The sequence below is a fragment of the Devosia rhizoryzae genome (genome assembly GCF_016698665.1).
In the GTDB taxonomy this organism is placed as follows: Bacteria; Pseudomonadota; Alphaproteobacteria; order Rhizobiales; family Devosiaceae; genus Devosia; species Devosia rhizoryzae.
In genome coordinates this window covers 138,361-151,846 of sequence record NZ_CP068046.1, presented here as the reverse complement: position 1 = coordinate 151,846, position 13,486 = coordinate 138,361, and the positions used below count along the sequence as shown (strand labels likewise).

The following is a 13,486-nucleotide window of genomic DNA, read 5'->3' as shown; positions in this document are numbered from 1 at the left end:
GATTGCTTGTTTTGCGAGGACCAGTTGGCCGATACGCCCCAAACGCCGCTGCTCGACACCGTGCACACGCCTGCCGACCTCCGCGCCCTGCCGCGCGAGCAACTGCGTCAACTGGCTGATGAAGTCCGCTCCGAACTGATCGACTCTGTCTCGGTCACCGGCGGCCATCTCGGCGCCGGCTTGGGCGTCGTCGAACTGACCGTGGCGCTGCACGCCGTGTTCGACACCCCGCACGACCGCATTATCTGGGACGTTGGTCACCAGGCCTATCCGCATAAAATCCTCACCGGCCGCCGCTCGCGCATGCGTACGCTGCGCCAGAAGGATGGCCTCTCCGGCTTTACCCGCCGGGCCGAAAGCGAATACGACCCCTTCGGCGCCGGCCATTCCTCGACCTCGATTTCGGCGGGTCTTGGCATGGCTGTCGCCAGCCAACAGCTCGACACCCCGCGCAACGTCATCGCCGTGATCGGCGACGGTGCAATGTCCGCCGGCATGGCCTATGAGGCGATGAACAATGCCGGCGCCATGGATGCGCGGCTGATCGTCATCCTCAATGACAACGACATGTCGATCGCCCCGCCCACCGGCGCCCTGCGATCTTACTTGGCACGTCTCGTGTCTGGCCCGGTTTATCGCGGCACCCGCGAGGCGGCCAAGGCGGTGGTATCCAAACTCCCGCCCTTCCTCCATGAACCGGCGCGCAAGACCGAAGAGTTCGCCCGCTCCTTCTTCACTGGCGGGACCCTCTTTGAGGAGCTGGGTTTCTATTACGTCGGTCCCATCGACGGTCATAATCTCGACGACCTGCTGACCATCCTCGAAAATGTCCGCGACGCCGATGCCGGCCCGATCCTGATCCACGCCGTCACCAAGAAGGGCAAGGGCTACGGCCCAGCCGAAAACTCGGCCGACAAATATCATGGCGTGTCCAAGTTCAACGTCATCACCGGCGCCCAGGCTAAGGCGGTCAGCAACGCTCCGTCCTACACCAATGTCTTCGCCGAAACGCTGATCCAGGAAGCCGAGGCCGACCCGCGCGTCGTCGCCGTCACCGCGGCGATGCCCAATGGCACCGGTCTCGATAAATTCGCCGAGCTTTTCCCCACCCGCATTTTTGACGTCGGCATCGCCGAGCAGCACGCGGTGACCTTTGCCGCCGGCATGGCGTCGGAAGGCATGAAGCCGTTCTGCGCCATCTACTCGACCTTCCTGCAGCGCGCCTATGACCAGGTCGTGCACGACGTGGCCATCCAGGGGCTACCGGTACGCTTCGCCATCGATCGCGCCGGCTATGTCGGTGCCGACGGCCCCACCCATGCGGGCAACTACGACAATGCCTATCTCGGGGCAGTGCCAGGCCTCGTGCAAATGGCCGCTGCCGATGAAGCTGAACTGCGCCACATGGTGGCAACCGCCGCCGCATACGACAACGGCCCGATCAGCTTCCGCTACCCACGCGGCGACGGCATGGGTGTCGACATGCCCGCGCGCGGCGAAATCCTCACCATCGGCAAGGGCCGCATTGTACGCCAGGGCGCAACCATCGCGCTCCTCTCCTATGGCACGCGCCTCGGCGAAGTCCTCGCTGCCGCCGACAAGCTGGCAGCGCTCGGCCTAAACCCCACAGTGGCGGATGCACGCTTCCTCAAGCCGCTCGATGAAGAGCTGATCGCCAAGCTGGCGCAAAGCCACGACGTCATGATCTCGACCGAAGAAGGCGGCATCGGCGGCTTCGGCAGCCATGTGGCGACCTTCCTCGCTAGCAATGGCCTCCTTGACGGCAAGCTGCGCTTCCGCCCGTTGATGATTCCGGACGTCTTCACCGAGCACTCAACGCAAGCCGACATGTACGCCGCCGCAGGCCTTGATCGCAGCGGCATCGTCGCCACCGCACTCACAGCCCTCGGATACGACGAGGCCGCCATGAAGGCGGCCTTGGCAAAAGCGTAACGATGGAAGCGCGCCTTACTTCCAGGTAAAGGCGCGCGTCACGGCATAGTTGAACACCGAACTCATCACCGCGCCCGCAAGGCCGGCGATAAAGGTCTGGTGGTCCCACTGGTAGATCGCGTTGGCGACCGAAATGTTGGCAACGCCACCCAGCGCGCAGATTGCGAAAAAGCTGATCAAGCCTTTGACCATCTTCATGCCGCGCAGCTTGCGATCGGCATAGGTCAGGTTGTTGTTGAGCACGAAATTCCAGGTCATGGCGGTGAGCGTTGCCGCGATCTGCGAGACGACAAAGCCTTGTGCGAACACCGAGGTAAAAAGCCAAAGCGTCGCCAGATGCACGACGACGCCCGTGCCACCCACAAGACCGAACAACAAAAAACTCGGTGGCAGCGCACCACCGGTCATCTTGGAAACCCAGAGCCCAAGATACTGGATGACGATCAGCGGGTTCATCTTGCTTTCGCCGGCATGGCGCTGGCGGAAGGTGTAGGGCACTTCCTCGATCTTGAGAGGCTTGCCCATGCGCGCCGAGGTCACGATCAGATCGATCAGGATCTTGAAGCCATCGCTGGCAAGCTTTGGCGCCGCTTCGAGCGCCGCTTCCCTACGGATCAGGAAAAAGCCCGACATCGGATCGCTCACCGTCTGCCCTGCAATCATGCCGGCCAGCCGATTGGCAAAATTGCTGCCCGAAAGGCGAGTGGCGCTCAGCCCATCGCCAGCCGAGCCACCTTCGACGAAACGCGAGCCGACGACAAGATCGGCGCCATGCTGCGCCCGAGCCAGCATTTCGGGAAGAATGGACTCGTCGTGCTGGTGGTCCGCATCGATCACCGCCACATAAGGCGCCGATGTTACCGCCATGCCTTCGACGCAGGCTGAAGCCAGCCCGCGGCGGCCGAAGCGATGAAGGCAGCGGATATTGGCATAGACGCGGCTCAATTCATTGACCACATCGGCCGTGCCGTCCGGGCTATCGTCGTCGACGACGATCATTTCCCAAGGCGTGCCACCCAGCGCCAGAGCCACCTTTTCGTACAGGAGCTCGATATTGTCCCGCTCATTGTACGAGGGAACGATAACGGCAAGCTGCGGCGGATGGAAACTTACCTGCGAATGGACGAGGGCTTCAGGCGTTTGACCGATCGTCATAGGATGTGACTCTGTTGAGGGCTGATCCACCCAAGCACGCTTGGGCCATTTCCGTTGCATGCAGCCGAACATGGCACCCTTGCGCCCCACGCAGATGTCGGGCCCTATCCTTTTCTGCCGCCATACGCTTTGTCGGTGGCAGGAGGGCCAATGTTTTCACCTCAGCTCGATCGCCATGCGGATCGCCCTACCCTGTGGGTCTGGCTCCTGCCCCTCCTCTTCGTGGTCACCGGCACGCTGCTGCGCTTTTTTGCCTTCCGCTACGCACAGCCCGATGCCGAATGGTCGAACTATTTCGGCGCGCTCTGCCGCTGGGATTGCGAGTGGTATATCCGCATGGCCGAGACCGGCTATGACCGTTTCCCCGTGCCGAGCCGCATCGCTGCCGGCAACTGGGCGTTTTTCCCCTTCTATCCCATGCTTGTCGGCGTCGTTGGCAAGCTGATCCCGATCCCGACCATCGTCCTCGCGAGCGGCATGTCGATCATCACCGCCTATGCCGCCGTCGTGCTCGCCTGGCCGCTGCTCGGCCGTAACCTCCGCGCCTATACGCTCTATGCCGCCTTCATGCTCAGCGGCCCGCTCTCGATCTACTTCACGACTTTCTTCACCGAAGTCATGTTCGTGCTGCTGACCACCATCGTCTTCCGCGCCCTCGGTCGTTCAAACTATCTCGGCGCCGCCCTGGCGTCGGCCCTGCTCTCGGCCACGCGCATAGTCGGCGTCTTCGCCTCGCTCTCTATCGGCCTTCAGGCGCTGCTCGACTATCGCAAGCAGGCCGGCACCTGGCGCGGCGTCGTCGGTGGGCTACTCGGCCAACCAAGGCTTGTCCTCGCCATTTTCCTCTCCCCGCTCGGCCTTTTTGCCTACATGGCCTTTCTCCATTACTGGATCGGCGACGGCCTCGCCTTCAGCCATGTTCAGCGCGCCTGGGCCCGCGTCATCGCAAACCCCATGGCTTATCTTTGGCAGGGCCTCACCAGCTGGCCGACCGATGGCGCCTGGGTTTCGAACGCGCAAATCCTGGCCCTGGCAGCGATTACCGGCCTGATCGCCACCGCCGTTCTTGCGCTCCGTCGGCAATGGCCGGCCGCGCTCTTCGTCTTTGTCGCCACGGTTATCCCGCTGGCAGCAGGTCTCGCCTCGATGCTGCGCTTCATGGCCGGCATGCCGCCCGTCACCATCACGCTGGCGACGCTGCTCGGGGGCTATCGTCTGGTCTTTGCGATCACCCTTGCCGGCCTGCTGATCGGCGCTTGGTTCACTACTCTCGCTTGGCTGGGAGGCAATGTTGCGCTTGTCTAGAACATCTCCCGCCGCGATCACTACTTACGCCCTGGCTGGCCTCCTCGCCATCACCGAGCTTGTCGTCCTGTGGGACGCGATCCACCCCAACGTATCGGATGATTTCCGCGCCTACTACATCGACCACACCACGACCTGCCTGCCGCAGCCAGTCACCGGCAACTACACCATTGGCACCGAACTAAACTTCCGCTCGGGCGGCCCCGATACGCGCGAACTGCGCCCCTGCGGCTGGGAAGGCCCCGCCGGCGACGGCATGCACTCGATCGGCCAAAGCTCCCGCCTGCGGTTCGCCATATCGGAGCCACAGGACCTGACCTTGATGCTGGAACTGACCGGCGTCACCCTACCCGGCCCGCCCGCGCAGCGCGTTCATGTCTCCGCTAACGGCACAGCGCTCGGCGAGATCGAAGTCCCCTCCGGCGAAACCGAGCGCTTCACTTTCGACGTTCCCGCGGCACTCGCTTCGGCGCGATTTATCGACATCCTGCTCGACTTCCCCGACGCCATCAGCCCGCGCACCGGCGTTTCCAACACGCAATGGCGCTCGGTCAAGCTGACGGCGGCTTCCCTAGTCCCGCAAGATCCATCGGCTCCTGCGCTCCCTCCCCTGGAGGGGGAGGGTAGCGAAGCTCGTCCCGCAGGGACCTAGCGAAGCTGGGTGGGGTGGGGCCAAGCTCCCAACATCGAGTGCGTGGCCCCTCCCCACCCTCGATCCCTCCCCCTTCAAGGGGAGGGAGGCGCAAGAGCCGAAACGTCAGTGACCTGACCTATCGCTCCGGCGGTGCCTCGACCATGCCAAGCGCCGACATGTAGAGCTCGAGCAGCGCTTCCTGCTCCATGCGCTCATTGGTGTCCTGTTTGCGGATGGCGACGATCTTGCGCAGGATCTTGGTATCGAAGCCATTGCCCTTGGCTTCGGCATAGATTTCCTTGATGTCGGCGGAAATGGCAGCCTTTTCTTCTTCCATGCGCTCGATGCGCTCGATGAAGGCGCGGAGCTGGTCCTGCGCGACGCTATCTTCAACGGCCATGATCAACCTCTTTCAATGGCAGCCCGCATCCGCGCCTTGCGGCACGTACGGGAGCAAAAATATCCGAAATTCCTGGCGCCCATGAACCGTAACGATAGTTAAGGATCAACCAATTTCTCGGGCCAATCCACATCCGCCTGCCGCCGCGGCGAAGACTACGGAAGCGTGATCGCCTGGGCAAAAGCCCCGCTCCAATTTCCGTCATAGAAAGCCATTAGCCATTGACCCGGCTGACTCCATCGGGTCAAACAAGGGCTCGCTTTTTCATGTTTTCCGGCTTTCCATTGCGCGGTATCCGTCTCGGCACCACACTGCTGCTCCCGGCGATTGCCGGCCTTTTCGCGTTTGCCACCCCGGCTCAGGCCGAGCTGCGCATCTGCAACCAGACTGCCAACTTGATTTCGGTCAGCCTCGGCTATCGCGCCGAGCGTGGCTGGATGAGCGAAGGCTGGTGGCAAGCCCCTCCCGGCGATTGCCGCACCCTTTACCAGGGCGACCTGCAACGCCGCTTCTATTACCTCTACGCGGTGGACGACATCGGTGGTGGCGCTTGGGACGGCGACGTCTTCATGTGCACACGTGACGAAACCTTCACCATATTCGGGGTTGAGGATTGCCTCGCCCGGGGCTATGAGCGCACCGGGTTCTTTGAAATCGATACACAGAACCGGGCGGACTGGACGCTGCAGCTCACCGAGAACGCGGGCGCACCGGCAGTGGTCGGGCCGGATCTGGGCGAAGATCTTGAAGATCCTGCCTTTTTGGTCGACCCCGACGCCCCTGAAACGCCAGCCACCACGGATACGCAATGAGACGGATCAGACGCGCGAAGATCCTCGCCACGCTTGGCCCTGCCAGCAACGAGGAAAAGCAGATCGAGGAACTGGCCAAGGCCGGCGCCGACGTTTTCCGCATCAATATGAGCCATGCCAGCCATGAGCTCATGCACCAGACCGTGGCGCGTATCCGCTCGGTCGAAAAGCGCCTCAATCACCCGATCGGCATCCTCGCCGACCTTCAGGGCCCAAAGCTTCGCGTCTGGAAGTTCGCCGAAGGCTCGGTGAACCTCGTCGCGGGCCAGAAATTCACGCTCGACAGCGACAAGAACGATACCGGCAATTCCGAACGCGTCTACCTGCCGCATCCGGAAATCATCGAAAGCGTTTCCGTCGGCGACCGTCTTCTTTTGGACGATGGCAAGCTCCAGCTCAAGGCGACTAAAGTCGGAGGCGGCGTCATCGAGACCGAGGTGGTCTATGGCGGCAAGCTTTCCGACAAGAAGGGCGTTTCGCTGCCGGATACGCTTCTGCCCACCGGCGCGCTGACGGAAAAAGATCACGCCGATCTGCTCGAAGCCCTCAAGGCCGAGGTCGACTGGATTGCGCTCAGCTTCGTGCAGCGTCCCGAAGACATTATCGACGTGCGCAAGATCGTTCAGGGCCGCGCCGGCGTCATGGCCAAGATCGAAAAGCCGCAGGCTATCGAGCGGCTCGAAGAGATCGTCAAGCTCTCCGACGCCATCATGGTCGCCCGCGGCGATCTCGGCGTCGAACTGCCGCTCGAAACCGTGCCTGGCCTGCAAAAGCGAATGATCCGCATGTGCCGCCGCTACGGCAAGCCGGTGGTCGTCGCGACGCAGATGCTCGAATCCATGATCACCGCGCCGGTCCCCACCCGCGCCGAGGTGTCTGACGTTTCCATCGCCGTTTTCGAAGGCGCCGATGCGGTCATGCTCTCCGCCGAATCCGCTTCCGGCCAATACCCGGTGGAAGCCGTCGCCACCATGAACAAGGTGGCCGTGGCCGTCGAAAGCGATGCCAACTATCGCGGCATTATCCGTGCCGCCCAGACCGAGCCCGAAGCTACCGCCGCTGACGCCATTTCGGCCGCCACGCGCCAGGTTGCCGAAACGCTCGATCTTGCTGCCATCGTCACCTACACGGCCTCGGGCTCGACCGGTATCCGTGCCGCCCGCGAGCGCCCTGCCAAGCCGATCATCGTCCTTTCGCCCAACCAGCGCACTATCCGCCGTTTGTCGGTGGTCTGGGGCGTCCATTGCGTCCAGACCGAAGATGCCGTGAGCCTCGAAGACATGGTCGACCGCGCCTGCGTCATTGCCTATCAGGAAGGCTTCGCCCGCCCCGGCGACCGCATCGCCATCACCGCTGGCATTCCCCTGGGCACCCCCGGCGCCACCAATATGCTCCGCATCGCCTTCGTCCGTCAGGACGGCGCTGGCTCCAGCTAATCACACAGTTCCAGTGTTTCAATCCAAAGGGCTCGCCAGATCGGCGGGCCCTTTTCGTTTTGCACACCTGACCTGCTCACAATGATCTTGCAGACATATAGTCGGTGATCTAGATGATCTTACATTGATACTTTCAGTGAGATCACTCATGTCCACCCTGTTCCGCCTCGATGCCAGCATCCGTCACGATGGCTCAGTCACCCGCTCTGTCGCCGACCGCCTTCAAGCCGGTGTCGAAGACAACGCGGATGCCCGCATCGTCCGTCGCGACGTCGGCATCGAACCACTGCCCGCAACAGCCTGGGCCGCGGCCGTGTTCGGTCCGTATACGCCAGCCGAACAGCGCAGCGCCGAGCAGAACGAAGGCCTGGCGCTCTCCAAGCAGGTGGCCGACGAATTGGCCTCCGCGGACGCCTTCATCTTTGCCATTCCGCTCTATAACTATGGCGTGTCGCAGCACTTCAAGGCATGGATCGACCTGTTGCTGACCGACGCCCGCTTTGCCCCCGGCACGCAGAGTCCCATTAAGGGTCGCCCCGCGCAGCTCGTTGTCGCCAAGGGCGGTGGTTATGGTCCGGGCACCCCACGTCACGGCTGGGATCACGCCACCGCCTATTATCGCCGCGTGCTCGAAGACATGCTTGGGCTGGAGGTTGAAGTGATGGAAGTCGAACTGACCCTGGCCGAAGTCACGCCTGCCATGGAAGCCCTGCGCCCGCAGGCAGCGCAGATCCTGGCTGATGCTTATGCCACTGCCGAAAAGCGCGGCAAGCTCATGGCCGAACGTCTCTCCGTTCCCGCCGCCGCCTAAGATCGGGGATGACGCGTGTTGCGGGGGACGGTAACATGGCGCCACACATCAAGGACGCGTCCTTTCCATGTCACCATCCAACAGCAATCTGGGCTGGGCACTGACCGCGCTGCTGCGCGATTACCTCAAGCAGGTCGACGATAGTCTCAAAGACCTGCCGGGCGGATCGCGCGGCTTCATGATGCTGACCGCCATCGCCGAAACCGATTGTCAGAGCCAGGTCGTTCTTGCGGAACGGCTTGGCCTTGATCGGACCACGGTGACCTACCTGATCGACGGCTTGGAGCGGGAAAACCTCCTTACCCGCACGCCCGACCCAGCCGATCGCCGGGCCCGCCACATCAATCTTACCGATCACGGCGCAGCCAGGCTCGCCACCCTGACCAAGGCAGTCGATGCCGTTGAGGCACGCGTGCTGTCGCGTCTTTCGGGCAGCGAGGCCGAACAGTTTCGTCACATCCTGATCAAGGCAGCGGGCCTGGCGCCTGACACTGCCGAGATATGCCAGGCCGCTATTGAAACCAACGAATTGCTGAACGTCCGCTAGGCAGCCAGCCACTTCCTATTGGTGGGGATAGCGATGCTCCAGCACGGTCTTGAGCGTCTGGAGGTCCGTCGTGATCCATTCGACGGTGGAGTTGAACTCGTCGGCGCTCATGTCGGGCCGCTGCGTAAAGGTGAAGCTGAGTTCGGTGCCATCGTCCTGCGGACGCGCTCGCATCGGCATCCACAAAGGCGCCTCGCCCGGCCGGAACACGGCATGGTCCAAGACGCCTACGCTATTTGGTTGGGAAAAACGGATATGGCGCTCGCCGCCGAACCGCACCTCGGCAACCCAGTCGCCATCCGGGAGCTGCCGATAGGTTTCCGGCAGCACGGCTGCCCAGTCCGCATAGGAGCGCGGGTCGGAGAGATAGGCGTATGCCTTGTCGTAGGGCACATCGATCGCCACCACGATGGTATGTGAAAGAGCCATGCCGCGCCGCTCCCCTGCCGTCATAGCCTCAACATACAACAAGGCCCGCACTTTCATGCGGGCCTTGTCAGAAAAACGGGATCAAGCTTGCCTAAGGATTAACCCTGGCGAGCCTTGAAGCGCTTGTCGACCTTGTTGATGATATAGACGCGGCCGCGACGGCGGACGAGCTTGTTCGCGCGGTGGCGAGTCATCAACGCCTTCAGCGAGTTGCGGACTTTCATCGATGTAATCCTCGGCTTAAACAAAAGGGGCGCCAAGGCGCCCGAAAACTGGGCTCTTCATAGGCAAGTTGACGGAAGCTGTCAACGCGCCTGAACCGGCCAATCCACAAAAGTGCACCGGCTCGCGCGACTAGGCTGCAGCCGCCGCTTCCCTCCGCATGCGACGGCGCAACTCGCGCCGTTCCATCTCCATTTTCGGATCAGGCACCGGCACCGAGGCGATGAGCTTTTTGGTGTAATCGTGCTGCGGATCGGTCACCACCTGCTCGCTGTCGCCGATTTCCACCACTTCGCCGAAGTAAAGCACCATGACGCGCTGCGCGATATGGCGAACCACGGCGATGTCGTGCGCGATGAAAAGAAGCGAGATCCCCAGGTCCTTCTGCAGGTCCATCAGAAGGTTGATGACCTGCGCCTGCACCGAAACGTCGAGCGCCGAAACGGCCTCGTCGCAGACGATCATCTTCGGATTGGTGATTAGCGCCCGGGCGATGCCGATGCGCTGGCACTGACCGCCGGAAAACTCGTGCGGATATTTGTTGATCATGGCTGGAGTCAGCCCGACCTTTTGCATCACTTCGGCGACGCGCCGCGTCCGCTCTTCCTTGCCCACTTCGGGGTAATGGATCTGCAGCGGCTCGGCGATGATCTGCCCCGCGGTCATGCGCGGATTGAGCGAAGCCAGCGGGTCCTGGAACACCATCTGGATGTCCTTGCGCAAGGCAATCAGCTCGCGCGGGCTCATCTTGGTAATGTCCTTGCCCATCCACAGTGACTGCCCGGACGTGGCCTCGATCAGCCGGATCACGGCGCGCGACAAGGTTGACTTGCCGCATCCGCTTTCGCCCACAATGCCGAGCGTCTCGCCCTGGTAGAGGTCGAAGGACACGTCCTTGACCGCATGCAGCACCTTGGTCTTGCCGAAAAGCCCGGTCGGGATCTGGAAATCGACCGAGAGATTGCGGACCTGCAAAATGGGTTGCTTGTCGCTCATGCCTCGCCTCGTGCGCTCATGAAGTCGTAGGAAACAGTGGAGAGCCGATCGACCTTGCGGTCGAGCCGCGGCACCGCCGCGAGGAGCCCCTGCGTATAGGGATGCTCGGGATTGGCAAAGAGCGCCTCGGTCTTGCGGTATTCCATCACCCGCCCGTCATACATGACGAGCGTATCCTCGCAGGTGCCGGCAACGATCCCCAAATCATGGGTAATCAGGATGATGGAGGTGCCGAAATCCTCCTGAAGATCCACCAGGAGGTCGATAATCCCGGCCTGCACCGTTACGTCCAGCGCCGTGGTCGGCTCGTCCGCGATCAGCAGTTCCGGTCCGCAAAGGAGTGCCATGGCGATCATCACGCGCTGCCGCATGCCGCCCGAAAATTCATGCGGATACATGCGCACCCGGTTCTTGGCATCCGGAATACGCACCGCATCGAGAAAGCGCACGCTCTCGGCCAGCGCTGCGCTGTGGCTCATGCCCTTGTGCAGCTCCAGCACTTCCGTCATCTGCCGCGAAATGCGCAGATACGGATTAAGCGAGGTCATCGGGTCCTGAAAAATGATGCCGATACGGGCAGCACGGTAAGCCCGGATGTCGCGAAGCGGCAGGTTGAGAATTTCCTTGCCGTCGAACATCACCGAGCCCGAGGCACGGCCGTTCTTGGGGAGAAGGCCGAGCAGCGCGAAGGCGCCCTGCGTCTTGCCCGATCCGCTTTCGCCCACGATGGCCAGCGTCTTGCCCTTTTCGAGCGTGTAGCTCAGGTCCTTGACGGCTTGGACGGTGCCATCATTGGTGGCAAAATCCACCTTGAGGTTTTTGACTTCCAAAAGTGCCATGGCTTAGCGATCCTTGGGGTCGAGTGCGTCGCGCAGCCCGTCGCCGATATAGGTGAGGCAGAGCAGCAGGCTCACCAGCACGACGGCTGGCCCGATCAGCATCCAGGGCAGCGTTTCTGCCACCGGCGAGCCGAACGAGATCAGGGTGCCGAGCGATGTCTGCGGCTCCTGCACGCCGAGGCCGAGATAGGAGAGGAACGACTCGGTGAGGATGATTTCGGGAATGGTGAGCGTCGCATAGATCACCACAGGCCCGGTCAGGTTCGGCACGATATGGCGGAAAATGATCGACCACGAACTCGCGCCGCTTGCCCGCGCCGCTTCCACGAATTCGCGCTCCTTGATCGAAAGCGTCTGCCCGCGAACGATGCGCGCCATGGTCAGCCATTCAAGGCACCCAATACCCACGAACAAGAGCACCGGATTGCGCCCGAAGATCACCACCAGGATGATCACGAACAAGATATAGGGCAGCGCATACATGATATCGACGAAACGCATCATGATGGCGTCGACCCGCCCGCCGAAATAGCCTGCGATCGCGCCATAAACGACACCGATGATCACCGACACCAGCGTTGCGACACCAGCCACGATGAGGCTCATCTGCGTGCCTTGCATGATGCGGGCCAGCATGTCGCGACCGTTCTGGTCGGTGCCGGCATAATGGCCCGCTTCAAAGTTCGGTGGCTTGCGGATGCCCGACCAGTCGATCTTGTCGTAGCTCCACGGCAAAAGGTACGGCCCCAAGAACGCGAACAGCACGATGAAGATGACGACGCCGATCGAAACCAGCGCCGCCTTGTTGCGCAACAGGCGCTTCATCGCGTCCTGTGTCAGCGAGCGGCCTGCAGGCGCCTTCTCGAGCTTGTTGGCGAAGTCGGTGAGGACGGCGTCCTTGCCAGTTAGTCCGGCCATTATTTGTACCTTACCTTGGGATCGAGCCATGCATAGATGATGTCGACCACAAGGTTCACCGCGAGGATGATGAACATGTACAAAATGGTCGTTCCCAGCACGAGGCCATAGTCACGATTGAGCGCGGCGCTGATGAAATACTTGCCGATCCCCGGCAAAGCGAACACCTGCTCGACGACGAGCGATCCGGTCAGAAGATACGACAGGCCTGGCCCTAGGTAGGAGACCACCGGGAGGAGCGCGGCCTTGATCGAGTGCCGCGCCAGAACCAGCCGCTCGCTTAACCCCTTGGCCCGCGCGGTACGCACATAGTTGGAGCCCAGAACTTCGATCATCGACCCGCGCATGAGGCGCGCGGTGCGCCCGGCATGCGGCAGAACCAGAACAAAGACGGGCAGCACCAGATGCGCGATCGAGCCGTTCTGCCAGCCCCCGGCCGGGAACCAGTCGAGGTAAACCCCGAACACCAGCTGCACGATGGCGGCCATCAGGAAATTGGGGACGACGAGCCCCACCATCACCAGCGCCACGAGCACGAAATCGGGCAGCTTGTTCTGGTTGACCGCGCTCAGCGCGCCCGCAATCAAGCCCACGATCGTGCCGATGATAAAGGCTGTAAATCCCAGCATCAGCGTGAACGGCAGGCCGATCCACAACATCTCGGCGACGCTGAAGTCATTGTAGACCATGGACGGGCCGAAATCGCCCTGGAGCAATCGCGTCACATAGATCCAGTATTGCTGGATCAGCGGCAGGTCGAGATTGTAATGCGCTCGCAGGTTGGCAAGCGTTGTCGGCGGCAGCGCGCGTTCGCCATCGAAGGGACCGCCGGGCGCCAGCCGCAGAATGAAAAAACAGGCTGTAACGGCGATCAAAGCAATCGGGATGGCCGACAGCACGCGCCGCGCTACATATCCAAACATGAAAATTGGACCTTTCGCATCCACCGCGCCTTCAAGCGCACGTCGGCGGATCAAAAACGCACGGCGCCGCCCCTCCCAAGGGGCGACGCCGCATTATTGCCTTGGG

15 protein-coding genes are annotated in these 13,486 nt (G+C 62.0%); 7 read left to right on the top strand and 8 right to left on the bottom strand.

Features of this window, described 5'->3' with window-relative positions:
* Positions 1-24 precede the first annotated feature (24 nt).
* On the top strand, positions 25-1,953 hold the full coding sequence (gene dxs / locus JI748_RS00695) for a 1-deoxy-D-xylulose-5-phosphate synthase (protein WP_201633884.1): 1,929 nt from the start codon (positions 25-27) through the stop codon (positions 1,951-1,953).
* 15 nt (positions 1,954-1,968) lie between these two features.
* Here dxs and JI748_RS00690 read toward each other — a convergent pair whose 3' ends face one another.
* A complete protein-coding gene (locus JI748_RS00690; RefSeq protein WP_201633881.1) occupies positions 1,969-3,108 on the bottom strand; it encodes a glycosyltransferase family 2 protein in 1,140 nt (379 codons plus the stop codon).
* Between the two features lie 150 nt (positions 3,109-3,258).
* Between JI748_RS00690 and JI748_RS00685 the strand changes: the two genes are divergently transcribed.
* The gene (locus JI748_RS00685) at positions 3,259-4,413 is read left to right on the top strand and encodes a hypothetical protein (protein WP_201633879.1); all 1,155 of its coding nucleotides are present in this window, start codon (positions 3,259-3,261) and stop codon (positions 4,411-4,413) included.
* Positions 4,406-5,065, top strand: coding sequence for a hypothetical protein (locus JI748_RS00680; protein ID WP_201633877.1), 660 nt, complete (start codon positions 4,406-4,408; stop codon positions 5,063-5,065). The genes JI748_RS00685 and JI748_RS00680 overlap by 8 nt, the downstream gene beginning before the upstream one ends.
* Positions 5,066-5,183: 118 nt before the next feature.
* Here the strand turns inward: JI748_RS00680 and JI748_RS00675 are convergent, their stop codons facing one another.
* Complete coding sequence (locus JI748_RS00675) at positions 5,184-5,447, bottom strand: DUF2312 domain-containing protein (protein ID WP_164535603.1); 264 nt, start codon at positions 5,445-5,447, stop codon at positions 5,184-5,186.
* Between the two features lie 266 nt (positions 5,448-5,713).
* On the opposite strand from JI748_RS00675, the gene JI748_RS00670 reads away from it, so the two are divergent.
* From JI748_RS00670 to JI748_RS00655, 4 genes are all read left to right on the top strand, one after another.
* On the top strand, positions 5,714-6,259 hold the full coding sequence (locus JI748_RS00670; protein WP_201633875.1) for a DUF1036 domain-containing protein: 546 nt from the start codon (positions 5,714-5,716) through the stop codon (positions 6,257-6,259).
* Positions 6,256-7,695, top strand: a complete 1,440-nt coding sequence (gene pyk, locus JI748_RS00665; protein ID WP_201633873.1) for a pyruvate kinase — start codon at positions 6,256-6,258, stop codon at positions 7,693-7,695. Before JI748_RS00670 ends, pyk begins: the two co-directional genes overlap by 4 nt.
* Before the next feature lie 148 nt (positions 7,696-7,843).
* Positions 7,844-8,506, top strand: coding sequence for an FMN-dependent NADH-azoreductase (locus tag JI748_RS00660; RefSeq protein ID WP_201633871.1), 663 nt, complete (start codon positions 7,844-7,846; stop codon positions 8,504-8,506).
* 67 nt (positions 8,507-8,573) lie between these two features.
* Positions 8,574-9,053 carry a MarR family winged helix-turn-helix transcriptional regulator gene (locus JI748_RS00655; protein WP_201633869.1) on the top strand — a complete coding sequence of 160 codons (480 nt, stop codon included), beginning with the start codon at positions 8,574-8,576 and terminating at the stop codon, positions 9,051-9,053.
* 15 nt (positions 9,054-9,068) lie between these two features.
* Here JI748_RS00655 and JI748_RS00650 read toward each other — a convergent pair whose 3' ends face one another.
* From JI748_RS00650 to JI748_RS00625, 6 genes are all read right to left on the bottom strand, one after another.
* A complete protein-coding gene (locus JI748_RS00650; RefSeq protein WP_201633866.1) occupies positions 9,069-9,482 on the bottom strand; it encodes an SRPBCC family protein in 414 nt (137 codons plus the stop codon).
* Positions 9,483-9,580: 98 nt separating this feature from the next.
* Positions 9,581-9,706: a type B 50S ribosomal protein L36 gene (gene ykgO / locus JI748_RS00645; protein WP_046139985.1), complete on the bottom strand. Its 126-nt coding sequence runs from the start codon at positions 9,704-9,706 to the stop codon at positions 9,581-9,583.
* Between the two features lie 130 nt (positions 9,707-9,836).
* The gene (locus JI748_RS00640) at positions 9,837-10,700 is read right to left on the bottom strand and encodes an ABC transporter ATP-binding protein (protein WP_201633863.1); all 864 of its coding nucleotides are present in this window, start codon (positions 10,698-10,700) and stop codon (positions 9,837-9,839) included.
* On the bottom strand, positions 10,697-11,539 hold the full coding sequence (locus tag JI748_RS00635; RefSeq protein ID WP_201633860.1) for an ATP-binding cassette domain-containing protein: 843 nt from the start codon (positions 11,537-11,539) through the stop codon (positions 10,697-10,699). The genes JI748_RS00640 and JI748_RS00635 overlap by 4 nt, the downstream gene beginning before the upstream one ends.
* A gap of 3 nt (positions 11,540-11,542) precedes the next feature.
* Positions 11,543-12,457 carry an ABC transporter permease gene (locus JI748_RS00630; protein ID WP_201633858.1) on the bottom strand — a complete coding sequence of 305 codons (915 nt, stop codon included), beginning with the start codon at positions 12,455-12,457 and terminating at the stop codon, positions 11,543-11,545.
* On the bottom strand, positions 12,457-13,380 hold the full coding sequence (locus JI748_RS00625) for an ABC transporter permease subunit (RefSeq protein ID WP_201633855.1): 924 nt from the start codon (positions 13,378-13,380) through the stop codon (positions 12,457-12,459). Before JI748_RS00625 ends, JI748_RS00630 begins: the two co-directional genes overlap by 1 nt.
* Positions 13,381-13,486 lie beyond the last annotated feature (106 nt).